The sequence below is a fragment of the Epilithonimonas hispanica genome, assembly GCF_003385395.1.
GTDB classification, from domain to species: Bacteria; Bacteroidota; Bacteroidia; order Flavobacteriales; family Weeksellaceae; genus Epilithonimonas; species Epilithonimonas hispanica.
Genome location: NZ_QNUG01000014.1, coordinates 26,529 through 52,044, shown reverse-complemented (window position 1 = coordinate 52,044; position 25,516 = coordinate 26,529). Strand labels below are relative to the sequence as shown.

26 protein-coding genes are annotated in these 25,516 nt (G+C 35.6%); 12 read left to right on the top strand and 14 right to left on the bottom strand.

The window, feature by feature from the left end; all coding sequences use genetic code 11:
• The first annotated feature begins 90 nt into the window (after window positions 1-90).
• From ftsZ to DRF58_RS08320, 8 genes are all read left to right on the top strand, one after another.
• Window positions 91-1,980 carry a cell division protein FtsZ gene (ftsZ, locus tag DRF58_RS08355; RefSeq protein ID WP_116034573.1) on the top strand — a complete coding sequence of 630 codons (1,890 nt, stop codon included), beginning with the start codon at window positions 91-93 and terminating at the stop codon, window positions 1,978-1,980.
• 83 nt (window positions 1,981-2,063) lie between these two features.
• Window positions 2,064-2,510: a GatB/YqeY domain-containing protein gene (locus DRF58_RS08350; protein WP_116034572.1), complete on the top strand. Its 447-nt coding sequence runs from the start codon at window positions 2,064-2,066 to the stop codon at window positions 2,508-2,510.
• Window positions 2,511-2,772: 262 nt separating this feature from the next.
• Window positions 2,773-3,183 carry a BrxA/BrxB family bacilliredoxin gene (locus DRF58_RS08345; RefSeq protein WP_116034570.1) on the top strand — a complete coding sequence of 137 codons (411 nt, stop codon included), beginning with the start codon at window positions 2,773-2,775 and terminating at the stop codon, window positions 3,181-3,183.
• 105 nt (window positions 3,184-3,288) lie between these two features.
• A complete protein-coding gene (locus tag DRF58_RS08340) occupies window positions 3,289-4,227 on the top strand; it encodes a ribose-phosphate pyrophosphokinase (RefSeq protein WP_116034569.1) in 939 nt (312 codons plus the stop codon).
• Between the two features lie 43 nt (window positions 4,228-4,270).
• Complete coding sequence (locus DRF58_RS08335; RefSeq protein WP_116034567.1) at window positions 4,271-4,900, top strand: 50S ribosomal protein L25/general stress protein Ctc; 630 nt, start codon at window positions 4,271-4,273, stop codon at window positions 4,898-4,900.
• A 78-nt stretch (window positions 4,901-4,978) separates the two neighbouring features.
• A complete protein-coding gene (locus DRF58_RS08330) occupies window positions 4,979-5,800 on the top strand; it encodes a T9SS-dependent choice-of-anchor J family protein (RefSeq protein ID WP_116034566.1) in 822 nt (273 codons plus the stop codon).
• A gap of 88 nt (window positions 5,801-5,888) precedes the next feature.
• Window positions 5,889-7,406: a GH3 auxin-responsive promoter family protein gene (locus tag DRF58_RS08325; RefSeq protein WP_116034564.1), complete on the top strand. Its 1,518-nt coding sequence runs from the start codon at window positions 5,889-5,891 to the stop codon at window positions 7,404-7,406.
• Between the two features lie 18 nt (window positions 7,407-7,424).
• The gene (locus tag DRF58_RS08320) at window positions 7,425-8,588 is read left to right on the top strand and encodes a thioredoxin family protein (RefSeq protein ID WP_116034562.1); all 1,164 of its coding nucleotides are present in this window, start codon (window positions 7,425-7,427) and stop codon (window positions 8,586-8,588) included.
• Between the two features lie 37 nt (window positions 8,589-8,625).
• Here the strand turns inward: DRF58_RS08320 and DRF58_RS08315 are convergent, their stop codons facing one another.
• The 5 genes from DRF58_RS08315 to bamD all read right to left on the bottom strand — a co-directional run bounded on the left by DRF58_RS08315 (window position 8,626) and on the right by bamD (window position 13,955).
• Entirely contained in the window at window positions 8,626-10,275 is a 1,650-nt protein-coding gene (locus tag DRF58_RS08315; protein WP_116034560.1) for a DNA repair protein RecN, read from the bottom strand.
• Window positions 10,276-10,306: 31 nt separating this feature from the next.
• On the bottom strand, window positions 10,307-11,212 hold the full coding sequence (porD, locus tag DRF58_RS08310; RefSeq protein WP_116034559.1) for a type IX secretion system protein PorD: 906 nt from the start codon (window positions 11,210-11,212) through the stop codon (window positions 10,307-10,309).
• 90 nt (window positions 11,213-11,302) lie between these two features.
• Window positions 11,303-12,496 (bottom strand): bifunctional phosphopantothenoylcysteine decarboxylase/phosphopantothenate--cysteine ligase CoaBC, encoded by a 1,194-nt coding sequence (gene coaBC, locus DRF58_RS08305; RefSeq protein WP_116034557.1) that lies wholly within the window; start codon window positions 12,494-12,496, stop codon window positions 11,303-11,305.
• 109 nt (window positions 12,497-12,605) lie between these two features.
• Window positions 12,606-12,929 (bottom strand): DNA-directed RNA polymerase subunit omega, encoded by a 324-nt coding sequence (locus DRF58_RS08300; protein ID WP_116034555.1) that lies wholly within the window; start codon window positions 12,927-12,929, stop codon window positions 12,606-12,608.
• Window positions 12,930-12,962: 33 nt separating this feature from the next.
• The gene (bamD, locus tag DRF58_RS08295; RefSeq protein WP_116034554.1) at window positions 12,963-13,955 is read right to left on the bottom strand and encodes an outer membrane protein assembly factor BamD; all 993 of its coding nucleotides are present in this window, start codon (window positions 13,953-13,955) and stop codon (window positions 12,963-12,965) included.
• Between the two features lie 215 nt (window positions 13,956-14,170).
• Here bamD and lepA point away from each other — a divergent pair, with 215 nt between their 5' ends.
• Complete coding sequence (gene lepA / locus DRF58_RS08290; RefSeq protein ID WP_116034552.1) at window positions 14,171-15,967, top strand: translation elongation factor 4; 1,797 nt, start codon at window positions 14,171-14,173, stop codon at window positions 15,965-15,967.
• A 46-nt stretch (window positions 15,968-16,013) separates the two neighbouring features.
• Here lepA and DRF58_RS08285 read toward each other — a convergent pair whose 3' ends face one another.
• From DRF58_RS08285 to DRF58_RS08265, 5 genes are all read right to left on the bottom strand, one after another.
• Complete coding sequence (locus DRF58_RS08285; protein WP_116034550.1) at window positions 16,014-16,451, bottom strand: HvfX family Cu-binding RiPP maturation protein; 438 nt, start codon at window positions 16,449-16,451, stop codon at window positions 16,014-16,016.
• Window positions 16,452-16,465: 14 nt separating this feature from the next.
• Window positions 16,466-17,212: an HvfC/BufC N-terminal domain-containing protein gene (locus tag DRF58_RS08280; protein WP_116034549.1), complete on the bottom strand. Its 747-nt coding sequence runs from the start codon at window positions 17,210-17,212 to the stop codon at window positions 16,466-16,468.
• On the bottom strand, window positions 17,193-18,029 hold the full coding sequence (locus DRF58_RS08275; protein ID WP_116034547.1) for an HvfB family MNIO-type RiPP peptide maturase: 837 nt from the start codon (window positions 18,027-18,029) through the stop codon (window positions 17,193-17,195). Before DRF58_RS08275 ends, DRF58_RS08280 begins: the two co-directional genes overlap by 20 nt.
• A gap of 85 nt (window positions 18,030-18,114) precedes the next feature.
• Window positions 18,115-18,489, bottom strand: coding sequence for an HvfA family oxazolone/thioamide-modified RiPP metallophore (locus DRF58_RS08270; protein WP_116034545.1), 375 nt, complete (start codon window positions 18,487-18,489; stop codon window positions 18,115-18,117).
• A 126-nt stretch (window positions 18,490-18,615) separates the two neighbouring features.
• Window positions 18,616-19,128 (bottom strand): RNA polymerase sigma factor, encoded by a 513-nt coding sequence (locus tag DRF58_RS08265; RefSeq protein WP_116034543.1) that lies wholly within the window; start codon window positions 19,126-19,128, stop codon window positions 18,616-18,618.
• 166 nt (window positions 19,129-19,294) lie between these two features.
• On the opposite strand from DRF58_RS08265, the gene DRF58_RS08260 reads away from it, so the two are divergent.
• Entirely contained in the window at window positions 19,295-21,007 is a 1,713-nt protein-coding gene (locus DRF58_RS08260; RefSeq protein WP_116034542.1) for a M14 family metallopeptidase, read from the top strand.
• Here the strand turns inward: DRF58_RS08260 and DRF58_RS08255 are convergent.
• Window positions 21,004-21,420, bottom strand: coding sequence for a type II toxin-antitoxin system VapC family toxin (locus DRF58_RS08255; protein WP_245955386.1), 417 nt, complete (start codon window positions 21,418-21,420; stop codon window positions 21,004-21,006). The genes DRF58_RS08260 and DRF58_RS08255 overlap by 4 nt on opposite strands.
• The gene (locus tag DRF58_RS08250; protein WP_116034539.1) at window positions 21,420-21,674 is read right to left on the bottom strand and encodes a DUF6364 family protein; all 255 of its coding nucleotides are present in this window, start codon (window positions 21,672-21,674) and stop codon (window positions 21,420-21,422) included. Before DRF58_RS08250 ends, DRF58_RS08255 begins: the two co-directional genes overlap by 1 nt.
• A gap of 162 nt (window positions 21,675-21,836) precedes the next feature.
• Between DRF58_RS08250 and DRF58_RS08245 the strand changes: the two genes are divergently transcribed.
• Window positions 21,837-23,696 (top strand): M1 family metallopeptidase, encoded by a 1,860-nt coding sequence (locus tag DRF58_RS08245; protein ID WP_116034537.1) that lies wholly within the window; start codon window positions 21,837-21,839, stop codon window positions 23,694-23,696.
• Between the two features lie 112 nt (window positions 23,697-23,808).
• Window positions 23,809-24,567, top strand: a complete 759-nt coding sequence (locus DRF58_RS08240; RefSeq protein WP_116034535.1) for a type III pantothenate kinase — start codon at window positions 23,809-23,811, stop codon at window positions 24,565-24,567.
• On the opposite strand, the gene DRF58_RS08235 is transcribed toward DRF58_RS08240, so the two are convergent.
• Window positions 24,568-24,999 (bottom strand): nucleoside deaminase, encoded by a 432-nt coding sequence (locus DRF58_RS08235; protein ID WP_116034534.1) that lies wholly within the window; start codon window positions 24,997-24,999, stop codon window positions 24,568-24,570.
• A gap of 3 nt (window positions 25,000-25,002) precedes the next feature.
• The gene (locus tag DRF58_RS08230; RefSeq protein WP_089768090.1) at window positions 25,003-25,428 is read right to left on the bottom strand and encodes an RrF2 family transcriptional regulator; all 426 of its coding nucleotides are present in this window, start codon (window positions 25,426-25,428) and stop codon (window positions 25,003-25,005) included.
• Between the last annotated feature and the right edge of the window lie 88 nt (window positions 25,429-25,516).

The window sequence follows — 25,516 nt, the reverse complement described above, 5'->3', positions numbered from 1 at the left end:
GCGGAATCGTGGAATCGTAAAACCAGCAAAAGCCAATTTTGCAAATCAACGATTTAACGATTTAACAAAAATTGAGAAAAATAAAATACTATGGACAATATAAATAATACACAAGGATTTTCATTTGATTTACCAAAGGGCAATTCTTCAATTATTAAAGTAATTGGTGTTGGCGGTGGCGGAAACAACGCTCTAAAACATATGTACGAAAAGGGGATTTATGGTGTAGATTTCGTGATCTGTAATACCGATGCACAGACGCTTGATAATAATCCTGTGGCCAACAAAGTGCAGTTGGGCGTTACAATGACGGAAGGTCTAGGTGCAGGAGCAGACCCAGAAGTGGGAGAAAAAGCAGCCATTGAAAGTATTGATGATATCAAGGCATCAATGGGACAAAATACCAAAATGGTTTTCATCACTGCAGGAATGGGCGGTGGAACGGGAACTGGTGCGGCGCCTGTGATTGCAAAAGTAGCTAAGGAAATGGGAATTCTTACTGTAGGAATCGTAACCGTACCTTTTAGTTTTGAAGGAAAAAGAAGATTGGACCAAGCTAATTTAGGTTTGGAAAAATTGAGAAATAATGTTGATTCTTTAATTGTCATTAATAATGATAAATTGAGACAGCAATTCGGGAATCTAGGTTTCAAACAAGGATTTTCTAAAGCCGATGAAGTTTTGACCAATGCGGCAAAAGGAATGGCAGAAGTGATTACTGGTTATTTCGATGTGAATATTGACTTCCGTGATGCTAAATCTGTTTTGGCTAATTCCGGAACAGCATTGATGTCAACTGGCGTTGCCACTGGCGAGAAAAAAGCAGAAGAAGCTGTTAAAAAAGCATTGGATTCTCCTTTATTGAATGACAACAAAATCACTGGTGCGAAAAACGTTCTATTGTTGATTAGAAGTGGTGTTTCTGAGGTAACGATGGACGAAATCGGGGTAATTATGGATTATATCCAGAAAGAAGCTGGAAATACGGCAGACATCATTTTTGGAGTTGGAACAGATGAGGAATTGGGCGACGCAGTGAGCGTTTTGGTGATTGCAACTGGTTTCTCTAATGAAGACAAAAAGCACTCTGGCGTTACAGAGACCATCAAATATACTTTGGAAGACAGACCAACGCCTTCTTCCAGACATAGAGAATCTCCGTTTAAAAGCCGAGCTCAGGAAGAAAGACAACAGCCAGAATCTGGAAAGAATTTTTTTCGATTAGAAGATGATGACGATTTCAGAACTTCGAATTTTCCAACTAATTCTTTAGGAGAAAGTCTTGTGGAAGAAGTTAAAACCGATACGCAAATCATCGAGAACGAGGAAATCCAAGATTTCTCAAATGATTATCGACCAAACGAAAAGCAAGAATATAACCTTTTCAATTTTGACGAAGACGATAGCTATGATCTCGATTTAGAACCACAATCTTTTACTTTCGAAGTGGAAGATAAGCCAAAAGCGTCTTTCAAAGAAGAAGAAATTGAGAAGCCTGTTGAAGTAACTTTTACAATCAATGAACCGGCTGTTGAAGAAGATTTTCCTGTAATCGAGAAGCAGGTTGTTTCTGACATTTCGACTCCGCTCAATGTGACAGAAGAAATCGTTAACGAAATCATCGAAGAAAAAGTTGAAGAACCAACCAAATTTTCTTTCGCTGTGGAAACTAAGGAAGAAGTTGTAGAAGAGAAGAAACTAGAACCAGTTCAGGAAACTGAAAGCGGATTCACGTTCTTCAACAAAACGCCTGATGCTTCAAAAGCGATGGAAAGAAGAAACAAGTTGAAAGAATTCAATTCCAGATATCAGCAGTTTGATAATGAAAATGTTTTCGAAACAGTTCCAGCTTTCAAGAGAAAGAACATCAATATTGATGGTTCTAATGCATCTGACCAGAATATCAACACGTATTTGTCTGATAATAATGGAAGTATGCAACTGAGAGAAAACCGTTTTCTTAACAAAGATGTAGATTAATCTAGTTGGTAGTTTTCAATTGTTTGTTGATAGAGTTTTGACCATCAACAATCAGCTAAAAGCCTTCAACCAAAATTGAAAAAATGAGTTTAGAAACTATAATAAGCGACGCGATAAAAACCGCAATGCGTGATAAAGACAGAGTAGCTCTGGATTCTCTTCGTGCAGTGAAAGCGCAAATTATTTTGTTGCAAACCGAAGCAAGAGGCGCGGAAGTTACAGCAGAACAAGAGATTGCTATTTTGCAAAGAATGATTAAGCAGAGAAAGGATTCTTATGAGCAATTTACGGCTCAGGGAAGAACTGACCTTGCTGAAGTAGAAGAAGCTCAATCCAAAGTGATTGAAAAATTTCTTCCAAAACAATTGTCTGCTGAAGAATTGGAATCAGAAATCAAAAAAATCATTTCTAAAACCGGAGCAGAATCTCTAAAAGATTTAGGAAAAGTAATGGGCGTTGCTTCCAAAGCATTAGCCGGAAAATCAGACGGAAAGAGTATTTCCGAAATGGTGAAGAAGTTACTGTCTTAAATCATCAATGATATTTGATAAGCGATAATTGATAATCATTCATCATTTATATTTTATCAATTATAAAAACTGGATATACTTAATTTGCATATCGATTTGATTAAACCCAAAGTCTTCGGATTTTGGGTTTTTGTTTTTGAAAATCTGGACAAAATGGCTCAATAGATTTTTGGTATAATTTTAATAGAATCATTAATGTAATAATCAAAATAATAATTGATTAAATTTGCAATTCAAGAATTAACCTAAAATATATTTTAATATGTATCCAGCAGATTTAGTATTGCCAATGAAGGCAGAACTTACAGATAAAGGTTTTGAAGACCTTACAACACCAGCACAAGTTGATGCAGCTCTTAAGCAGTCAGGAACAACATTATTGGTTATCAATTCAGTTTGCGGATGTGCAGCTGGAGCGGCAAGACCAGGTGTTGTTTATTCTTTGACAGGTGAAAAGAAACCAGATCATTTGGTAACAGCATTCGCAGGATTTGATACAGAGGCGGTTGCAGAAGCTAGAAAATTACTAGCGCCATTCCCACCAAGTTCGCCAGCTGTTGCACTTTTCAAAGACGGAGAGTTGGTGCATATGTTAGAAAGACACCACATCGAGGGTAACCCTGCAGGCGCTATTGCTGCGAATCTTCAGGCCGCTTTCGAAGAATATTGCTAAGAACAAAAAAGACCAAAATAGAAATGTTTTGGTCTTTTTTTTATTAATTCTTTAAAATCGATTTTCAGATTTTTCATTATTTTTTAAATTTGCAAAAAAGTAAAAATGTCAGATCAAGCAAGTTATTTGTTTTCTACCAGAACCAGCCACGTGTTGGCAGAAAAAATTGCTCAGAGCTATGGGCAACCATTAGGAGTTATTAATTTTCAATATTTTAGCGACGGAGAATTTGAGCCAGTTTTGGAACAATCTGTAAGAGGTGCAAGGGTTTTCCTAATTGCCTCTACGTTTCCGCCAGCAGATAATCTTTTGGAGCTATTATTAATGATTGATGCTGCGAAAAGAGCTTCTGCTAAAAACATCACGGTTGTAATTCCTTATTATGGATTAGCGAGACAAGACAGAAAAGACAAGCCAAGAGCACCAATCGGAGCAAAATTGGTAGCCAATCTTTTAACTGCAGCCGGCGCTACAAGAATTATGACAATGGATCTTCACGCAGATCAAATCCAAGGTTTCTTCGAGATTCCTGTGGATCATCTTTATGCTTCTACGATTTTCATAGATTATATCAGATCTCTTAATTTGGAAAATCTTACCATTGCTTCTCCAGACATGGGAGGTGCAAAAAGAGCAAAAAATTATGCCGGTCATCTTGGAGCAGATGTGGTTATTGCCTATAAAGAAAGAAAAAAAGCGAATGTTGTTGAAGAGATGTTCCTGATTGGTGATGTTACACATAAAAATGTAATCCTGATTGACGATATGATTGACACTGCAGGAACACTTTGCAAAGCTGCTGATATCCTTATGGAAAAAGGAGCAAGATCTGTAAGAGCAATGGCAACTCACGGTGTGCTTTCTGGAAAAGCTTATGAGAACATAGAAAACTCAAAATTATTGGAAGTAATTGTAACAGATTCTATTCCAGTGAAAGAAGATATTTCCTCAAAAATAAAGGTGTTGTCTTGTGCGAAGTTATTTTCTGATGTCATGAAAATGGTACACGAACACAAATCTATAAGCGAGAAGTTTATTATTTAAAAAAAATTAATATCTTTGCACCCTTAAAATAATTTTATACAAAATGAAATCTATTACAATTCAAGGTACAAAAAGAGAAAGCGTGGGCAAAAAGTCTACTAAAGCTTTACGTGATGCTGAATTAGTTCCTTGTGTTGTTTATGGAGGTGAGACTCCTTTGAACTTCTCTGCAGAAGAGAAAGCTTTCAAAGGTCTAGTTTATACTCCTGAAGCACACACGGTATCTATTGAGGTTGACGGAAAAACAATCCCTGCTGTTCTTCAGGATATCCAATTCCACCCATTGACAGACAAAATTATCCACGCAGATTTTTATCAATTGAGCGAGGACAAACCAGTTATTATGGAGGTTCCAGTAAGAATTACTGGTCGTTCAAAAGGTGTTGTTGCCGGTGGTGTTCTTAGACAAACTTACAGAAAACTAAAAGTAAAAGCTATCCCAGCTAACTTGCCAGACGAGATCGTTGTAGATATTACAGCGCTTAAAATTGGAAACAAGTTCTATGTAGAAAGTCTTAAAAATGACAAATATTCTTTCATGCATCCAGATAACGCAGTTGTAGTAGCTGTTAAGATGTCTAGAAATGCTAGTAAAAATGCTTCTGCTGGACAAGACGATGATGATGAAGAAGTAACAGAAACAGCAGCTCCAGAAGCAACTTCTGCAGAATAATAATCAAATTATTATAAACTATATAAGCCGTAGGATTTTCTACGGCTTTTTTTATATCTTTATTTAAAATTTAAAGACATGAAAAAAATTCTATTCTCTATTCTATTTGCGTCTACATTAAGTAATGCTCAAACCACTGTTTTTACGGAAAGTTTTGAAGAAATGGCAGATTTCGAAAGTGCTGGTTGGACATTGTATAATGACTCCAATATTCCGTATGGTACATACGCAGCAATGCTTCCCGATGCATGGAATCTTATCTCTTGGACTTCGGAAAGTGGGAATACTGTTGCTAGTGCTCCTTCTTGGTTTACTGTTGTAGCTCCTGCAGACCGCTGGATGGTTACACCTTCTATTACCTTGCCTGCCAACTCCACAATTGCTCTGGAGTTTTTTGCTAGATCAAGTGATGTTAGCCCTTACGATGATGGAGTAAAAGTAAAAATCTCTACCACTGATACCGAGAAAATTTCCTTTACAAATATATTGGAAATTGATCATGCTGTCAATGCTCCTATAGCGGATCAAACGCCATACACAGTAGATTTGTCTGATTATGCAGGACAGACTATTTATTTGTCTTGGGTTAACGATTATACAAATGGGAATGTGCTAAGTATAGATGATATTAATATTACTGCAACGCCAATGTTAGCGATAAATGATGTTAATAAAAAAGACTTGACATTGTACCCAAACCCAACGGCAGATTATTTTACAATCAATAATGTAAAAGATTTGGTAGCGGTTAAGATTTATGATTTGGCAGGTAAAATTGTAAAATCAAACTTAGAATCTGTGAACAACAAATTCGATGTTTCTAGCCTTGAAAAAGGAGTTTATACCGTGTCTATCGAAACCAAATCTGGTTCTATAAGCAGAAAAATCATCAAGAAATAATTTCACAAAAAATATTGATAAGAAAGGTATTTCAATTCGAAATACCTTTTTTTATTTCCATTCCCAAAATTTATTATATTTGTGAAGCATGGCAACGAAAGCACTTTTTAACTCGGTCGTCAATTGGTTTATTCTTCAAAGGATAGATCAAATAGAGCATTTTAAAAAATATCCTACAGAAACCCAAGAGGGGCTTTTGTTCTCGCAGCTCTTCCATGCGGAAGAAACCGAGTATGGGCAGAAGTATGGCTTCAGTTCTATTTCCAATTACAAGGATTTTCAGAAAAAAGTACCAATTGTATGTTACGAAGACTTCGAACCTTACATCGAAAAAGCCAGGCAAGGCAAGAAAGATGTGTTTTGGCCAGGACTCATCAGGCAATTTGCAAAATCTTCTGGAACTACCAATGCCAAGAGCAAATATATTCCTATTACGGACGAAAGTTTAGAAGATTGCCATTACAAAGCAGGGAAAGATATGGTTGCCATATATGTTAACAACCATCCGGAGAGCGAGTTGTTCCAACATAAAAATCTAAGACTTGGTGGAAGTGCAGAGATGTATCAGGATTTCAATACCAAATTTGGAGATTTGTCCGCAATCTTGATAGATAACCTGCCTTTTTGGGTCGAGATTATCAATACGCCCAGCAAGAAAACCTCCCTAATGTCCGAATGGGAAACCAAAATGAAGGCTATCATTGGTGAAGTTAAGTACGAAGATGTCGGTAGCCTCACTGGTGTTCCTAGCTGGATGATGGTTTTGCTTCAAAGAACATTACACGAAACGGGAAAAGAAAGTATTGGAGAACTTTGGCCAAATTTGGAAGTGTTTTTTCATGGTGGAATTAGCTTCAAACCGTATAAAAATCAGTACAAAGATATCATAGGAAAAAAAATTCGCTATTACGAGATTTATAATGCATCCGAAGGTTTTTTTGCAATTCAGGATCAAAAAGACAGTGATGAGATGCTGCTGATGTTGGACTACGGAATTTTCTATGAGTTCATCCCAATGGATCAATATTATGCTGGAGTTCGTGAGGCAATTCCTATTTCGGAAGTGGAATTGAACAAGAATTATGCTGTTGTCATTACTACCAATGGCGGTCTTTGGCGTTATCTGATAGGTGATACTGTTAAGTTTACTTCCATCGCTCCTTATAGAATCAAAATATCGGGTAGAACAAAACATTATATCAATGCTTTTGGAGAAGAACTGATGATTGATAATGTAGAAACGGCACTCAAAATGGTTTGCGAACAGTTGGATGTCAGCATTTCCGATTACACAGGTGCACCGGTTTTTATGACTAATAATAACAAAGGATGTCACGAGTGGATTTTCGAATTTACCAAGAAACCTAATTGTATTGATGAATTTACAGAGGTCTTCGACAAATCCCTGAAATCCTTGAACTCTGATTACGAAGCAAAAAGATATAACGATATTACATTAAGAAAGCCAATCGTTCATTCTGCAAAATCAAATCTATTCTATGAGTGGATGGCAAGTCGTGGCAAGCTAGGTGGACAAAACAAAGTTCCAAGACTTAGCAACGATCGCGAATATATCGAACCATTACTAAAACTGAATAATAACTAAAAACAGACTATTAAAACAATGAAAAAAATCTTCCTTCTTTTAACGTTCATATCATCATTATTATATTTTTCTCAAGGAATCGTTTTTGAAAACTCTGATTTCAAATCTATAGTAGCTAAGGCTAAAAAAGAAAATAAGATCATCTTCTTAGATTCTTACACGACTTGGTGTGGACCATGTAAATTGATGGCTAAAAATATTTTTACGCTACAATCTGTGGGAGATTATTATAATAGCAATTTCATAAATGCTAAAATTGATATGGAAAAGGGGGAAGGTATAGAGTTGGCGAAGAAATTCAAAGTGACGGCATATCCTACTTATCTTTTTATAGATGGTAATGGAGAAGTGGTGCATAGGACTTTGGGATATGTGGAAGAAAAAGATTTCCTTCAATTTGCTAAAGATGCTCAAGATCCTAAAAGAAGAATCGGAGCTTTGAAAAAACAATTTGAAGATGGTGAAAAAGAGCCTGGTTTTCTTAAAAACCTTGCAGAACTTACAATTTATACAGAACCAGATTTTACGGCTAAAGTGTTAGATCGTTATTTCTCAACCAAAAATAACCTGGATAAAGAAGATGTTCAACTTTTACTAAATGCTATAAGTAATACAGAATCTCCATTGTATCAACTTTTTGAGTCTAAAAAAGCAGACATCGTGGCTGTAGTTTCTGAGGCTACTTATAATAAAATTAATAATAATCTGAAACTTAAATCAATCTCGACGAAGGCTTATAACAAGGAAACAAAATCTTATAATGATGAATTGTTCTTGAAAGAAGCAGAAAAAGTAGTGGGGAAAGAAGAGGCAACCAAATATATTTTATCTCAAAAAGCGAGTACTGCATTTAGAAATAAAGATATTCCTACTTACGAAAAACTGATGTTAGAACTCTATAAAGATTACACAACAGCTTCTTCTATGGCTCTCAATAGTGCTGCTTGGAATTTCTTCGAAAATGTCTCTACAAAGTCATCTTTACAGACCGCTTTACTTTGGGCACAAGAGTCCGTTAAAAAAGATGAAAACTATGCAAACACCGATACGTTAGCGAATCTATATAACAAAACAGGAAATAAAAAAGATGCTAAAGTCTGGGCGCAAAAATCAATAGAGCTTGCCAAAAAATCGGGTGAGGATTATGAAGACACAGAAAAACTACTGAATAGTATTAAATAGTATCAATAAAAAACCAAAACAGTCTGGTTTTGGTTTTTTATTTTATAAGTTCTTTAGCTTGAGAAATAGCAGCATCTGTAATCTTAGAACCGGAAATCAACTGAGCAATTTCGTTCAGTTTTTCATTTTCTGATAATTTTACAATAGTGGTTTTTGTAATAGCATTTTCATCAAATTTCACCACTTTGTAATTCTGGTTTCCTTTGGCAGCAACTTGCGCCAAGTGCGTGATAACAATCAATTGAAGATCCTGAGCCATTTCCTGCATTAATTTTCCCATTTCTTCAGCAATTCTTCCGGAAACTCCGGTGTCAATTTCATCAAGAATCAATGTAGGAAGGGCATTATTCTGTGCCATTATTTTTTTGATGGCGAGCATTACCCTAGAACGTTCTCCACCAGAAACAGCACCTTGGATAGGTTTCAAAGGGAATCCTGAATTGGCCTGAAACAAAATTTGAATATTATTTTTTCCGTGAAGATTATAAGCAGAAGAATCTGTTAATTCTATTTTCAGGATAGCTTTTTCTAGACCTAGTTTTGCGAAAATTTCTTTCGCTTGATTTTCAAGATCCGAAGAAAATTTCTTTCTGTTTTCTGATAATTTTTGACTTAGAGATTGGAGCTCTTTTTCAATCAGTTTAAGGTTTTTCTCTTTTTCCTCGATTTGACTTTCAATCGTTTCAAGAGAGTTTTGGCTAGAGGATAGCTCTTCTCTTATTTCCAAAAGCCCAGTGATATCATTCACTTGATGTTTTAGAAAAAGTGAATTCAGCCGGTTGACTGTCATTAGCAAAGCTTGCAAAAGATTCGGGTCGATCTCCAGATTTTCAGCTTTGTTTTCGATTTCCGTATTAATGTCTTTCAGTTCCAGATAAGCGGTTTCCAACCTTTGGCTGAGGTCTTGATATTCAGAAGATAATTCGGAAAGTTTACTCAACTTGTTTTTAGCTTCAAAAATATTAGATAAAACGCCAAAATCATCCTGATTCAGTTTTGATAATATTTCAGAAAGATTTTCACTGATTTGTCCTGCATTTTCTTGAATATTGAGTTGATTCTGAATCTCTTCAAAATCAAGATCATCCAATTGCATTTCTTCCAATTCGGAAAGGAGGAAGTTTTTGTAATCAGATTCTTTATTATTTTCGGCAAGAGCAGATTTCAGCTGCTCAATTTCTCTTTTGGTATTCTGATAACTAGAGTAATAATTTTGGTAATCGGACAACAATGATTTGTTTTTTGCCAATCCGTCCAGAATTCCAAACTGAAATTCTTCTGTAAAAAGATTAGAGGTTTCAAACTGAGAATGGATGTCAATCAATCTAGAAGACAATTCCTTCAAAATATCCAGTGTTACAGGAACATCATTGATGAAAGCTCTAGATTTTCCGCTGGGTAAAATTTCTCTTCTAATGATGCTTTGCTCTTCAAAATCGAGATCATGATCATCGAAAAATTCTTTGAAATTCTTATTGATTTGGAATTCGGTTTCTACGATACTTTTGGCGTCAGATTTAGCAAAGGATTTAGCATCTGCTCTTTCGCCCATTATCAAACGGAGAGCGCCAAGAATGATAGATTTTCCCGCGCCAGTTTCTCCGGTAATAACTTGTAGCCCGTTTTTTAAATCGATTTCTAATTGATCGATTAACGCAAAATTTTGAATGAAAATTCTAGAAAGCATAATAAAATTAACAATTAGCAATTAAAAATTGTTATTTCCACTTATTCCATTTGCTATCAATATCTTTTGGAGCTAATGTAGACATCAAAGTTTTGAGTTCGCTGATGTTGACAGATGCATTGTTCCCCGTATCAAAAATGTTGAATATCTCTGTACTTTTACTTTCCATGAAAACACCGAAAGCATAATTCATCTGAAAATTATTCTCATAGAACTTAAGCTGCATCAGAGATTCTGCAATCGTTTTCTTAGCTGGCCCCTGATCTGGTTTTGCCAAATTATCTAGACCCGAACGATGATAGCTGTAATAAACAGTTCGCAAGGTAGATGTGTTTTCGTTTTGTAAGCCAGAGATCAAAGAACCTCTATTTCTTTGACTTTCTATCTGGTTCCAACCTTCATAGTTTTGATTCTGAGAGTTTTGAGCAATTTTAAAAGCTTTGTCAAACCAAGGTTGTCCTCCTTTTAACTGAAAGCTGTCGCCATCATATCCTAATATGGTGTAGATATAAAAACTGATGACATCGATGAGGTTTTTGCCAGAGAACTGTCTCTCGTTGAAGATCAAATTCTCGTTTTCGTTGTATTCAAAAGAAAAACTAGTGTCGTTGATATTCATCAAAGGCGTTTCGTATTGAGAATTGAAAACCGGCCTGGTTGCTTGGACTACAAGCGAACCTTTGAAGCTGTTATTGGACGGACGGTCCGAAATGACAATGGCAAAATTGCATTTGATCTTTTCAAAATTCTGAAGTTTTTTGCCGGTCCAACTGGTATTGTTGATGAAATCTCGCAGTCCTTTTTCCAATGTTCGGAAAACCTGTGTATTACTTCCTGCTATCTGTTGATTATTAATCTGCACATTCGCCAAAAGCTCTTGCGAAAAAGCTGTTTGTGAGAAAAGTAAAGCACAAATTATATAAAGTAGTTTTTTCATTCAAATAAAAATGTTTGTAAAAATAAGGATTCTTAGTCAAAAAAATAATCCCAACTAGGACAAAATAATAACGGAAAACTATTGTTTTTGTTACAATTTTTCTTCAATAAAATTCAAGATGTCTTTTGCAACTTCTTCTTTTGATTTCAAAGAAAATGATTGTTCCTCGGTTGGTGTGAAAAATTTGACTTTGTTTGTCTCATTGGCAAAACCTGCGCCTTCGTCCCGAAGGGAATTAAGAACGATTAAATCCAGATTCTTCTTCACCAATTTTACTTTAGCATTTTCTTCTTCATTCTGAGTTTCTAAAGCAAAACCAACCAAAAATTGATTCTTTTTTTGTTCACCCATTGTTCTGAGAATGTCTTTGTTTTTAACCAATTCTATCGTTAATTCGTTCTCGTTTTTCTTGATTTTTTCTGTTGCTTTTACTTTCGGAGTATAATCTGCAACCGCTGCGCTCATTATCGCAACATCAGCGGAATCATAGTATTTGAAGACTTCATCAAACATTTCTTTCGCTGAGGTTATCTTGTGAAGTGTAATATTCTTATTATCTATTTTTTGAGAAGAAGGTCCAGAAATTAGAATCACTTTTGCGCCTCTCTTTGCCGCTTCTTTTGCTAAATCAAATCCCATTTTACCGGAAGAATGATTTCCAATGAATCTTACTGGGTCTATATTTTCATAAGTTGGGCCAGCCGTAATCAAGAATTTTTTACCTGCAAATGTTTCTTTAGCTTCATCAAACTGGTTTTTAATAAAAGAAAAAATCGTTTCCGGCTCTGCTAATCTACCTTGTCCAACTAATCCGCTTGCTAGTTCTCCAAATTCTGCAGGAATGATTAGATGTCCGAAACTTTCAGCCGTTTGCAAATTTTTGGTGACTGTTGGGTGAGCGTACATATCCAAATCCATTGCTGGTGCTATAACTACGGGGCATTTTGCTGACATATAAACAGCCATTAATAGATTGTCACAAACTCCAGTCGTAATCTTTGATAAAGTGTTAGCGGTACAAGGGGCTATGAGTAGTAAGTCCGCCCAAAGTGCCAATTCTACATGGTTATTCCAGGTTTTGTTCTCGTCATAAAAATCGGTGTAAACTTTGTTTTTACTTAGTGTAGAAAGTGTGAGCGCAGAGACAAACTGTTCTGCTGATTTTGTCAAAATAATTTTCACTTCGGCTCCTGATTTTATAAGATCCCGAACCAGATAATTCATTTTGTATGCAGCAATTCCACCTGTAATTCCAAGGATGATTTTTTTACCTTGTAAACTCATTTTGTTTTGATTTTTATTAACGAAAGTATTAATAATTTTAATAACAAAAAAACCGTCTTATTGAACATTAATTCAATAAGACGGTTTTATATTTTTTAATGGAAAAAAATTAGTTTTTTTCTTCCGTTTTTCTGTAATAGATCTCATCATCTAGCCATTCTCTGATAGCGATAGATGTGGGTTTGGGCATTTTTTCATAATGCTTAGAGATTTCGATTTGCTCTCTGTTTTCAAAAACTTCTTCCAAAGTAGAGTTGTGAACAGCAAACTCGTCTAGTTTCCCGTGTAGTTCAGAACGGATCTCAGCATTGATTTGCTCTGCTCTTTTACCCATGATTACGATAGCCTCATAGATGCTACCTACTTTTTCTTCGATTTTATCTTTGTCGTAAGTGATTGTGCTTACTTCTGCTTTTGTATCTTTAAGGCTCATTGAACGAATTGTTTAGGGTGGCAAATATACTAATTATCTTTTAAACTTGAAAGTAGCTTGTGGTTCTGGCGAATTTACCTTTGCACTGTCTCTTCTAGCCTGATCTGCGGATTTTTCCATCTTAGCTTGATGTTTTTCTTGCGCTAATTCTTTTTTCTCGTTTTCCTTAGCTTCAGCATTTTTAACTTTTGCGTCGTATTCTGCTTTTCTTTTTTCTACTTCTACTTGCAAAGCAGCAAATTTAATTTTTTCGGCTTCTAATTTCGTATTTAGATCCTCTGCTGTTTTAGAGTATTCGGAATTAGGAAGTTCTGTAGAAATTCTTTTTGTATAGGCAATAGCATTATCTAGTCTTTCTTTTTTAAGATCATAAATAGAGTTGATTGCCAATTCGTATTTAGATTTCATAATGATATCGTAGATCTTTGGTCTCAACTTAGTTGCTGGGAAATCCTCCAAAACATTTTCAAAAGTTACAGCAGCCGCTTTGTATTCTCCCATTTTATAATATTGCCTAGCGTTTTCAAACGCTTTAAACTCCAACTTATAAGTCAACTCATCCACAAGCTGAGTGATGTTTTTGGAACGCTCAGAGTCTGGATAATCATTCAAGAAGTTTTGCAATTCTGTGATTGCCGATTCGGTATTACTTTGATCCAGATTATATTGCAAAGATCCTTCATAATAACAAAGCGCAGACAAATAAGCAGCCTCTTCTTTTCTAGGATCTTGAGGGAAACTGATAACAAAGTTCTTGAACTGGTTAGCCGCCAATCTATAGTTTTTGTCGTAGTAATTAGCGTAAGCTGAATTGAAAACAACATTAGGAGCATCATCCGTCCCAGCTACAAGGTTGGGTAATCTGTCGTATAATGCCAAAGCATCTGACCATTTTTTCTTTGCAAATTTTTCGTTAGCAACTTTTAAGATAAAATCTTTGTCCGCACTCTTCATCGCTCTGTCCATTTCTGTCTTACAAGACAATAGAACGACAGACATCAACATCAAACTAATATATTTCTTCATGTGTAATCGTCAGAATATTCTGATATATTGAATATTATTAATTTGCAAAAATAAAACTTTTTTCATCAATCTCTTTTTTTTATGAAAGATTAACGTTTTTTCTTTGAATTGGCTTAGGAAACTAATGAAAATCATTTTAGAAATTAGCGACAATATATATAAGCGTTTTTTTACATCTTAAAAAAATGTATTTTTGCAAATTACAAGAATTATAAATGAAAAATATCAGGAATTTCTGCATCATTGCACATATCGACCACGGTAAAAGTACATTGGCAGATCGTCTTTTAGAATATACAAATACCGTTACGCAAAGAGAATTGCAATCTCAGACGCTTGATGATATGGATCTTGAGAAAGAGCGTGGCATCACAATCAAGTCTCACGCTATCCAAATGGATTATGAATATAAAGGAGAAAAATTTGTTCTTAATCTAATCGATACACCAGGACACGTAGATTTCTCATACGAGGTTTCTCGTTCCATTGCCGCTTGCGAAGGCGCACTTTTGATTGTAGATGCTGCGCAAAGTATTCAGGCTCAAACGATTTCTAACCTTTATTTGGCTTTAGAGAATGATTTAACAATCATTCCTATTCTTAATAAAATCGATTTACCTTCTGCAAATCCAGAAGAAGTGACCGACGAAATTATGAATCTAATCGGTTGCGACTATGAAGATGTTTTGAGAGTGTCTGGAAAAACGGGAGAAGGCGTTCACCATTTATTAGAGCAAATTGTTGAAAGAATTCCGGCACCGGTTGGTAATCCGGATGCGCCGCTTCAAGCTTTGATTTTTGACTCTGTTTACAATCCGTTCAGAGGAATTGAAGCATATTTCAAAGTGGTGAACGGAAGCATTTCTAAAAACGAAAAAATCAAATTTTTCGCCACTGGAAAGGAATATGGAGCCGATGAGGTCGGAACACTGAAACTCAAACAGGTTCCAAAGAAAACCATCGGATGTGGTGACGTAGGTTATCTGGTTTCGGGAATCAAAGATGCCAGGGAAGTTAAAGTTGGTGATACGATTACTTCTTTTGAAAAACCTGCAGCAGGACCGATTGAAGGTTTTGAAGAAGTAAAACCAATGGTTTTTGCCGGAATTTATCCTATCGATTCAGAAGATTTTGAAGAGTTGAGATTTTCCCTTGAAAAATTAAGGTTGAATGACGCTTCTTTGGTTTTCGAGCCGGAAAGTTCGGCAGCGCTTGGTTTTGGTTTCCGATGCGGATTCTTAGGGATGTTGCATATGGAAATTGTTCAGGAACGTTTGGATAGAGAATTCAATATGAACGTGATTACCACGGTTCCCAACGTATCTTATTTTGGATATTCTAAAAAAGAACCAGAAGTTCCAATCTTGATCAATAACCCATCAGAAATGATGGATCCATCCATAATGGATCGTGTAGAAGAACCTTTTATCAAAGCCTCTATCATCACAAAATCTGATTTTGTTGGAGCGGTGATGACACTTTGTATTGAGAAAAGAGGCGAAATTGTTAACCAAAGTTACTTGACTTCCGAAAGAGTAGAATTGATTTTCAATATGCCATTAGCTGAAGTGGTTTTCGATTTCTATGACAGATTGAAATCTATTTCCAAAGGTTATGCGTCTTTTGATTATCATCCAATTGGATTCCGAGCTTCGAAGTTGGTGAAAATGGATATTTTGATTAATGGCGATATGGTAGATGCTTTATCTTCATTGATTCACGATTCTAACGCTTATCACATTGGTAAAAAAATGTGTGAAAAACTTCGTGAACTGATTCCGAGACAACAGTTTGATATTGCAGTTCAGGCCGCTTTAGGAACGAAAGTTATCGCAAGAGAAACCATCAAAGCTTTAAGAAAAGACGTTACCGCAAAATGTTACGGAGGTGATATTTCCAGAAAGCGTAAACTTTTGGAGAAACAAAAAGAAGGTAAGAAAAAGATGAAACAAATTGGTCGAGTAGAGGTTCCACAATCAGCTTTTATGGCTGTTTTGAAGCTTAACGACTAAAAATAAAAATGATAAAAGCTGCGCCTTAATTGATGCAGCTTTCTTATTAATCGGAAGCTTTTGCGTTTTTTCTGAATAATAAATGATCTAAGCTTATCCTACCAGAACCAAAACATATTAAAGTAATCAGCATAATAATATAATATAATGGTATTTCGAAGCCATTGTCACCTGAAGAAAATCCGTTTTCCCAATGCACAGTTACTATAGCAACAATCATTGTTATAATAAGTGGAAAGGAAATGATTCTTGTAAAAAGTCCTAAAGTTAATAAAATAACACCCAGAATTTCTGTTCCCGTCGCAAGATAAGCCTGGAAATATGGTGCGGGAATGTTAAGACTTGCAAACCAATCCCCAATGGCATGGATATCCTGAAGTTTTTTCATGGCGGGTTCATAAAATCCGTAAGCCAACGCCAATCTTATAGCTAATAAAGGCACATCTTGTAATTTGTTTAGTAATAGTTCTAATTTTTTCAGCATTTTTATCAATTTAATTATTTATAACCTAAAATAAGGTTGTTTTCTATGGCAAAGGCAACAAACTCTGCAGTTATTTTCTTGGCGATAGTTTTGTCATTTTCATATTTGGAATAAACTTTTTCTAGTTCTTTCAAAGTAATGTTTTCTTCATTGAGCTGTATGAGCATCTCTATAAATGGATACGACAAATCATTAAAATATACTTGCTTATCAATATTGTTTCTATGGATGGTTACAAAATATTCACCTATATCTGCTTCTGTAATATCCTTGGTTTTTTTTGTATGAATAGGATATTGCAAGCCTAAAATTTTTATTTCAGGATTCCCAACAAGTATTTTTTGTTTAGATGTTGACTCAGGCACAAACCTAGGAATATCAGCATCTTCCATCATAAAAACTTCTATCTCAAGCCATTCGAACTGTAAAAGCTCTAATAAGAAAGGAAATTGTTTTTTAAATGGAAACGGATTTTCTCTGTAAAAGTCACATAGTTCTGATGGTAGTTTCCAGACTTGTGGCGTTTTACATTTGTGATTGGCAAAAAAATGATGAACCAATTTTTTCCATTTCTTTTTCCCCACAAATTTTCGAGCAATTGGGAAAGCGGTTTTCAAGGTGTCTTTTACAATGCTAAAAACTATTCTTCTGTATTCTGGTGTGTTTTCTTGGTTGCTGGTTTTAGGCGCTTCTAAACCAGTTCTGCAATAAAGACCCAAATCTTGCTGAAGAGCAAATGTATCAGTTTGGGAGAGCAACATTTTTAGATTTTTTTAAAGCATTTTTCTTGATTTTCCTCAAAGCATCTATTTCAGCTTGCAAAATAGAAAGTTCGGGGATATTAAAATCTCTTTCCAATAGAACCGGAATGTCTCGTTTCAGCTTTCTCATTGTAAATTCAAACAATTCGTAAACCGGATCTATGATTTTGCTTCCGTGCGTATCAATAATCAGATTTTCGTTTACCTTAAGATGCCCTGCCATATGAATATATTTTACTCTATCCAAAGGCATTTTTGTGATGAAATTTTTTGCATTGTATCGATGATTGAATGCGTTTACATATACATTATTAACATCCAAAAGCAATTCACAATCGCTACGCTTCACAATTTCATTAATGAAATCTTCTTCCGACATTTCGGCTTTTAAAACTGTATAATAACTTCCGTTTTCTAAGATTAATCTTCTGCCTAATAGATCCTGAACCTGCTTGATATTCTCAACAACCCGGTTTATAGCATCCTGCGTGAAGGGTATAGGTAAAAGATCATATAAATGAGCATTATCTACTTTAGAAAATGTGAGATGCTCAGAATATACAGAAACCTGAAAATCTTCTAAAAATTGTTTTACTTTTTTTACGAAGCCTATATCTATTCCTTCAAGACTTCCTACAGAAAGGGACAATCCGTGACAAAATAATGGGTATCTTTCAACAGCTTTTTTTAATTGCTGTTTCCAAAAACCGCCAATTTCCATCCAATTTTCGGGTGCTACCTCTATAAAATCGGGTTTAAGAATAGAGCTTTCTAAAAACGCATCCGAAAAATCTTTCCGATAACCAATTCCTATCATAGCTGCTTGATTAAGTGAATTTAAGATACAATCGGAACTCTTAGTAAGAATCCCGATTGTTACTTGCGGTTAATAGATAATCGAATTATTTGGCAGCAGTTGCTTTTTTAGCCTTTTTGCTACTTTTGTCTCCGCACTTACCATCACCACATTTTCCATCTTTTGTTTTGCCTTTCGCTTTTTTGTCTCCACATTTACCATCGCCGCATTTTCCGTCTTTTGCTTTACCGGTAGCTTTTTTGTCCCCACATTTGGCATCTTTCGTTTTAGCATCCGCAGCATTTCCTCCACCGTGAGTTCCTGTTCCGCAAGTAGAGTCGGATGTTAATTTTTCCGATGAAGAATTAGTTAGGTTTGTTCTTAAATCATTTCCCGTTCCTAAGCTTGAAAAAGTTTTTGCCGATGTCATTGTAAAAGCTCCTAATGCAATTGCGCCTACTAAAATTGATTTTGTTTTCATTTTGCTGAATTTTAAAATTATTAAATGATATTTTTATATTAATACCAGTTCAGATTTTAAAATCACCCATTAAATTGCAATAAAATAAAATTTGTTTGCAAATGATTGATAATCAGATGTAAAAAATTATTTTTCGATGTTCTTTTCTCTATATCTTTTAATTTGTTGCATGCATTTGTACTTCTGGTTGCTTAAGTTATGTTTCGTTGCATAGTTGTATTTTTTCTGAATTTCATCCAGAGTGGCAGACTTTAGAAATAATTCTTCTATAAGTTCTTTGCAATGATCCGTGATCTCTAGAAAAAAGGCATCTATTTTTTCCTTTTCAGATTTTTCCTTTTCGATATCATCGGATATTTCTTCAAAAAAATCACTTTGGTTTATATGCTCCCAATTCACAATGGTCTTTACACGTCTTAATTTTTTTAGCCAAAGGTTTTTGCATATAGCAAAAATGTAAGTTTTAAGCGAAGCAGATAAATGAAAATTGTCCTGACTAAGCTTTTCCAACAATACAATCAGTGCATCTTGATAGAGATCTTCTGCATCAGATGATGTTCCGTTGTTTTGCTTTACATACCAGATTATATCATCTAGATAAGCATAATATTCTGCACCAAATATTTCAGTTTTTTTCATATGGGGTCATTTATGTTTTAGCTTTTGAAGTTTTAAAACAATTTACTAATTTATTAAAAATATACTATATTAATGCTTTAAAAATGTAATTTTTAATAAGTCGTGAGAATTAGTCAATGTTTATATAAGTTGTGATTCATAAAAACTGATTCTTTACATTTGTACTATGAAAAATCTCTCCATTCTCTTCATCCTCATTTCTGCTTTTGCTCAATCTCAGATGCTTACACCTTATGAAAAAGGCAATGGCAACCAAACCACAACTTTTGATGAGATGCGAAAATTCTATCAGGAATTATCAAAACAATATCCATCAATCAGTTACGAAACAAAAGGCGAAGATGACAACGGCGCTCCAATCGATGTGGTGATTTTCAATCCGACGAAATTAAGTTTCGAAGAAGCGAGAAAAGGAAAATCGGTTTTGTTGGTTAATAACGGCATTCATCCCGGCGAACCGGACGGAATTGACGCAACAATGATGTTGATGCGAGATTTAGCAATCGGAAAAATCAAAGCGCCGAATAATGTAATTTTCGCAGCAATCGCAAGTTACAACATCAGCGGAATGATGAACCGAGGAAGTTTCTCCAGAGCCAATCAAAACGGTCCGGAAGAATATGGTTTCAGAGGAAACGCTAGGAATTATGATTTGAACCGGGATTTCATCAAAACAGATTCAAAAAATTCCAGAAGTTTTCAGCAGATTTTCCAATGGCTGAAACCGGATGTTTTTATTGATAATCACGTGAGCAACGGTGCAGATTATCAATATACTTTCACTTATATTTCGACCAATAAAGAACGTTTGGGAACTATTTTAGGAAATTATTTCAATGACGAAATGCAGAGAACGCTTCTGAAAAATATGGAGAAAAAAGGTGTGATTTCTGTTCCTTATGTCAACATTCACGGCGATGTTCCGGATGGTGGTTTTCCTGCTTTTGTGGATTCACCGAGATATGCGACGGGTTACACGACTTTATTCAATTCCATCGGGACGGTTGTGGAAACGCATATGCTGAAACCTTACAAAGACCGAGTGAAAGTGACTTATGATTATATGGTTGACAACCTGAATTATATCGGTGAAAATTATAAAACCATTCAGCAAAAACGAGCCGAAAATCTGAAACAATACAAAGTCGGGAACCGATATGCTCTGGCTTGGAAACTCGATTCTACAAAATATGAAACTATCGATTTCAAAGGTTTTGAAGCGAAATATAAACCAAGCGATGTATCCGGAAAAACCAGACTTTGGTATGACAGAAACTCGAAGTTTTCAAAGCCTGTCAAATTCTACAATACTTACGTTCCGGCAAAAGAAATCACGATTCCAAAATATTACATCATTCCACAATCCGAATGGAAAATCATCGATTTGTTGAAACTTAATCAAATCAAAATGATTCCAATCAAACAGGATTCTACGATTACAGTTGAACAATACAGAATCAAAGATTTCAAAACCGTTCCGAATCCTTACGAAGGTCATTATCTGCATTACGACACGTTTGTGACCAAAGAATCCGGGAAAATCAAATTCAGAGCGGGCGATTTTCTTGTTCCGCTGAATCAAGATGGCGTGAAATTTCTTCTAGAAACTTTGGAGCCGGAAGCGGTGGATTCTTATTTCAACTGGAATTTCTTTGATGCGATTCTCGGTCAGAAAGAATATTATTCGGCGTATGTTTTCGAGGATACAGCGACCAAACTTCTGAAAGACAACAAGGCTTTGAAAACCGCTTTCGAATTAGAGAAAACCAACAATCCAAAATTTGCAGAAGATGGACAAGCGCAGTTGGATTGGGTTTACAAACATTCGTTGTATTACGAGAAAACGCATCGGCTTTATCCAGTTTTTAGGGTTAATTAGTTTCTCAAACTCAATAAATAACTCTCGGCATTCATCACAGGAATTAAGGCGTTTTTGAAATCCTTCTCGTTTCGGGTAATGATGACATCACAATTGGAAGCCAGCGCACTGAAATACTGCATTGCATCCTCAAAATCTTTGAAGTTCGAATGGATCGCTTTTTCCACCACTTCGTCATCCATCACGGACATCGAACACAAAAGCTTGAATTTTCTGATTTTTTCTAATACTGTTTTGGAATTTTCATATTTTGCCAAGACATAGAACACATTCGAAATGGAACTTGGAGAAGTATAAACTTTGATTTTCTTTTGGTCTGCTAAAGTCAGTATTTTTGCAGAATATTTATAAAAACCCTCTCTTTCTCCAAGAAAATCGATGATAATATTGGTGTCTAAAAATACCTTTTTCATCACTGATATTTTTTATCCAAATCATTGGTGTAATCGTCTCTCATAGTTTTCCAATCCAAATCTGCCGGTATGCTTTTTCCGCTGGAAATGCTTTTTACAAAAGGCGAAATATCAAAATCATCATTTGCTTCACGTGTAATGGAGTCGAGGTAATTTTCAATCAGTCTCGATAAGCTGACTTTTTTTTTGGATGCATAATTTTTAGCACGTTCTATAACGTTTTCATTTAATTTTAAAGTGAGTTTGGAATCCATAAACAATGATTTTACGTACAAATATAAAAAATTAATACGTAAAAATTAATTTTGACTTTATATTAAACTTGTCATTCAACAAAAACTTCCTATTTTTGGTAAAATTATTATAAAAATCCTTTCAGAGTTCAAAACTCTGAAAGGGTTGATAAAAATGAATCTATGAAAAAACTGAAATTCTCTCTATTCTCAATTCTTTTTTCTTTAATCTTATCGGCTCAGCAAAATCCTTATTATCAACAATATGCCAAATATAAAATGGATATTGATGTGGATGCTGCCAATTTCACATATCAAGGAAAACAAACTTTAGATTATAGAAACAATTCGCCAGACGAGTTGAAAGTCGCTTATTTCCATTTGTATTGGAACGCCTTCAAGCCAGGTTCTATGATGGATCAGCGTGTGCAGTCTCAAGGCGTAAATGCAGACGGAAGATTGGCGAAAAGAGTAGGGAATACAGTGGTTTCCAGATTGTCAGAAATTCCTAAAAGCGAAGAAGGCGCGCAGAATATCCGTTGGATAAAGCAGAATGGGAAAGATTTGAAGTTTGAAATTCAGGGAACTGTGATGAAGGTTTTCTTAGCAGAATCAATCAAACCAAATTCTTCCACCACGTTCACAATGGAATGGGACGCCAATATCCCAATGCAAATCCGTAGAGCCGGAAGAAACAACCGAGAAGGTGTTGATATGACAATGACACAATGGTATCCAAAAATCGCTGAGTACGATTATGACGGCTGGGCAGCTTTTGATTATGTCGGAAGAGAATTTCACGCGCCGTTTTCTGATTACGAAGTGAATATCAAAATCGATAAAAATTATGTCATAGGCGCTGGAGGAAATCTGGAAAACCCAACGGAAGTGAAAGGTTATGACAGCAATGCAGCTATAAAACAAGATATTTCTAACAAAGTCACTTGGAAATGGACAGCAAAAAATATTCTGGATTTTGCTTGGGCAGCAGACAGAGATTATTCGGTGGAGAGTTTCCCGATTTTGGATGGACCAAAGGTTTACTTAGTTTATCAAAAATCTGAAAAGACAAAATATTGGTCAGAAATGAAACCATACATCACGAAATATTTCCAATTGATGAACGCGACTTTCGGTCGTTACAAATGGCCAAGTTATTCCTTCATCCAAGGTGGAGATGGCGGAATGGAATACGGAATGTGTACAATGATTTTGGGTGAAGCTACTTCGTTGGAAGGACTTTCTGGTTTGATGTTCCACGAAGGTGCACATTCTTGGTTTCAGCAGATGCTGGCGACCAATGAAAGTGTGAGACCTTGGATGGATGAAGGATTTACGCAGTATGCCGAAGATTTTGTGTCTTACAGATTGTTCCCGCCAAAAGAATCTCAACCGAACCCATTTGTGGGCGCGTTGAAAGCTTATGCTAATTTCGCCAAATCGGGTAAAGAAGAACCTGCGGTTTGGTTAGGTGATCATCACGATAACGGCACGGCTTATACTTATGCAAGTTATATCAAAGGAGAAACATTTTTAATAGAGTTGGGTTACATCGTGGGCGAAGAAAATCTCAGCAAAATTATGCTGAAATATTACGACGAATGGGCGATGAAACATCCAACGGAAAGAGATTTCATCCACATTGCTCAGTTGGTTTCCGGGATGGATTTGAAATGGTTCCAGCATTATTGGATTAACACAACCAAAACTATCGATTACGGAATCAAGAATGTGAAATATGACCCTCAATCAACAACTATTACTTTAGTCAACAAAGGTGGTATTCCAATGCCGATTGATTTCAGTATTTTGACAAAAGATAAAAAAGTTATCAATTACAACATTCCATTGAACTTGACCAGAGTTTGGAAAACGAAAGATATTTATGGTAATATTCAAACTTTACCTTACTGGGCTTGGACTCAGCAGGAATACAGTTTTACAATACCTTATACCAAATCTCAGATAGCAGCAATGGGAATAGATTTCAGCCAAAGATTAGCGGATGTTAATCCTCAGGATAATTATCTGGAAGTGAAATAAGGGTCAGAAGATGGGTATCAGAAGTCAGAAGATTTCAATTCAAAAAATATTATAGTCTATAGGTAAAAAACTTCCGTCTTCCAGCATCGGACTTCGGACAAAAAATCAAAAAATGAATTCCATTGTAATCAATATAGGAAATACCAATATCCGTTTCGGTTTGTTTGATGATGACAATTGCGACATCTCTTGGGTTATCAATACGAAACCCTATAAAACTACGGATGAACTTTATGTTCAGATTCTGATGCTTTATCAAACATATAAAATCGAGATTGATAAGATTGATAAAGTCATTATTGGTTCTGTAGTTCCACAATTGACGAAAGTGGTAGCAAGTTCGATTAAGAAAATTCACCAGAAAATTCCGATAATTGTTGATAGAAATACGCCATCTGGAGTGATTCCAAAGTCCAAACAGATGGGAACAGATATCTATGCAAATCTTGTTGCGGCGCATAATCTATATCCGAGAAATAAAAAAATCATTTTGGATTTTGGAACTGCGCTCACAGCAAGTTGTCTGACGGAGAATGGAGAAACTGTAGGCGTTATCATCGCGCCAGGAATTGTGACCTCACTCAATAGTTTGATAAAAGGAACCGCCCAACTACCGGAAATCGAATTGGTAAAGCCGAAATCTGTTTTAGGTTTGGATACGATTACTTGTATGCAAAGCGGAATGGTTTACGGTTTCCTTGGTATGGTAGAAGGTTTTATAGACAGGATTAATGATGAGGTTAATGATAACTGTTTCGTTATCGCAACCGGCGGTGTAAGCCATGTTTATAAACCGTTGACAGATAAAATCAATATTGCGGATAAACTTCACACTTTGAAGGGTTTGTATTACCTTGGGAAAGACTTATAGTTATCTTTTATTTTTAAAGAAGTCTTTTACGATTGCCGAACATTCATTTTCCAAAACACCTGTAACAACTTTGGTTTTTGGATGAAGAGATAATCCTTTGTTGATAAAACCTCGTTGCTCATCTCTAGTGCCAATCACTACTTTAGAAATTTGTGACCAAGCCAAAGCTCCGGAACACATCACACAAGGCTCCAAAGTCACATACAAAGTACAATTCTTTAAGTATTTACCACCAAGAAAATTAGCCGCTGAGGTGATGGCCTGCATTTCTGCGTGAGCCGTAACATCGGTAAGTGTTTCTGTAAGGTTATGAGATCTAGCAATCACTCTATCATTTGAAACAATGATGCAACCAATTGGAACTTCGTCTTTTTCTAATGCTTTTTCGGCTTCTTGCAAAGCCATATTCATAAAATATTCGTCTGTGAACATAGTTTAGATAGGGAACTTTTCAGATTTCGTCATATCAGCAATACTGGTATCCAAAATTGGAAGCATACTGTCACGAACATTGATTAAAAGTTTTCTGATGCTGCAGGTAGCCTCATCTGTGCAGTCCGCACATTTTTCATAAAAATTGAGGGAAGCACAAGGTAACATTGCAACCGGACCATCTACAATTCTAATCACATCCAGAACTTTGATGTCAGCAGGATCTTTCATAAAAGTATAGCCACCTTCTGCGCCTCGTTCGCTTTTGAGAATTTTGTTTTGCTTTAGTTCACGCAGGATTTGTTCCAAAAATTTGAGCGGAATACGTTCGTTCTCCGATATTTTTTTTGCTGAAAATAATGAAGCATTGTTTGTCCTGTTAAGGAAAAGCAAAGTTTTGATAGCGTATTTGACTCTTTTTGAAAGCATTTTGTAAAAATAATCAAAATTTTATATTTTGAAAATATATTTATTATCAATAAAAAACCGCCTCATTAACTTAATGAGACGGTCATAT

Coding starts and splice junctions, on each gene's coding strand:
- ftsZ (WP_116034573.1), top strand. CDS start 91: ATGGACAATATAAATAATACACAAGGATTTTCATTTGATTTACCAAAG.
- DRF58_RS08350 (WP_116034572.1), top strand. CDS start 2,064: ATGAGTTTAGAAACTATAATAAGCGACGCGATAAAAACCGCAATGCGT.
- DRF58_RS08345 (WP_116034570.1), top strand. CDS start 2,773: ATGTATCCAGCAGATTTAGTATTGCCAATGAAGGCAGAACTTACAGAT.
- DRF58_RS08340 (WP_116034569.1), top strand. CDS start 3,289: ATGTCAGATCAAGCAAGTTATTTGTTTTCTACCAGAACCAGCCACGTG.
- DRF58_RS08335 (WP_116034567.1), top strand. CDS start 4,271: ATGAAATCTATTACAATTCAAGGTACAAAAAGAGAAAGCGTGGGCAAA.
- DRF58_RS08330 (WP_116034566.1), top strand. CDS start 4,979: ATGAAAAAAATTCTATTCTCTATTCTATTTGCGTCTACATTAAGTAAT.
- DRF58_RS08325 (WP_116034564.1), top strand. CDS start 5,889: ATGGCAACGAAAGCACTTTTTAACTCGGTCGTCAATTGGTTTATTCTT.
- DRF58_RS08320 (WP_116034562.1), top strand. CDS start 7,425: ATGAAAAAAATCTTCCTTCTTTTAACGTTCATATCATCATTATTATAT.
- DRF58_RS08315 (WP_116034560.1), bottom strand. CDS start 10,275: ATGCTTTCTAGAATTTTCATTCAAAATTTTGCGTTAATCGATCAATTA.
- porD (WP_116034559.1), bottom strand. CDS start 11,212: ATGAAAAAACTACTTTATATAATTTGTGCTTTACTTTTCTCACAAACA.
- coaBC (WP_116034557.1), bottom strand. CDS start 12,496: ATGAGTTTACAAGGTAAAAAAATCATCCTTGGAATTACAGGTGGAATT.
- DRF58_RS08300 (WP_116034555.1), bottom strand. CDS start 12,929: ATGAGCCTTAAAGATACAAAAGCAGAAGTAAGCACAATCACTTACGAC.
- bamD (WP_116034554.1), bottom strand. CDS start 13,955: ATGAAGAAATATATTAGTTTGATGTTGATGTCTGTCGTTCTATTGTCT.
- lepA (WP_116034552.1), top strand. CDS start 14,171: ATGAAAAATATCAGGAATTTCTGCATCATTGCACATATCGACCACGGT.
- DRF58_RS08285 (WP_116034550.1), bottom strand. CDS start 16,451: ATGCTGAAAAAATTAGAACTATTACTAAACAAATTACAAGATGTGCCT.
- DRF58_RS08280 (WP_116034549.1), bottom strand. CDS start 17,212: ATGTTGCTCTCCCAAACTGATACATTTGCTCTTCAGCAAGATTTGGGT.
- DRF58_RS08275 (WP_116034547.1), bottom strand. CDS start 18,029: ATGATAGGAATTGGTTATCGGAAAGATTTTTCGGATGCGTTTTTAGAA.
- DRF58_RS08270 (WP_116034545.1), bottom strand. CDS start 18,489: ATGAAAACAAAATCAATTTTAGTAGGCGCAATTGCATTAGGAGCTTTT.
- DRF58_RS08265 (WP_116034543.1), bottom strand. CDS start 19,128: ATGAAAAAAACTGAAATATTTGGTGCAGAATATTATGCTTATCTAGAT.
- DRF58_RS08260 (WP_116034542.1), top strand. CDS start 19,295: ATGAAAAATCTCTCCATTCTCTTCATCCTCATTTCTGCTTTTGCTCAA.
- DRF58_RS08255 (WP_245955386.1), bottom strand. CDS start 21,420: ATGAAAAAGGTATTTTTAGACACCAATATTATCATCGATTTTCTTGGA.
- DRF58_RS08250 (WP_116034539.1), bottom strand. CDS start 21,674: ATGGATTCCAAACTCACTTTAAAATTAAATGAAAACGTTATAGAACGT.
- DRF58_RS08245 (WP_116034537.1), top strand. CDS start 21,837: ATGAAAAAACTGAAATTCTCTCTATTCTCAATTCTTTTTTCTTTAATC.
- DRF58_RS08240 (WP_116034535.1), top strand. CDS start 23,809: ATGAATTCCATTGTAATCAATATAGGAAATACCAATATCCGTTTCGGT.
- DRF58_RS08235 (WP_116034534.1), bottom strand. CDS start 24,999: ATGTTCACAGACGAATATTTTATGAATATGGCTTTGCAAGAAGCCGAA.
- DRF58_RS08230 (WP_089768090.1), bottom strand. CDS start 25,428: ATGCTTTCAAAAAGAGTCAAATACGCTATCAAAACTTTGCTTTTCCTT.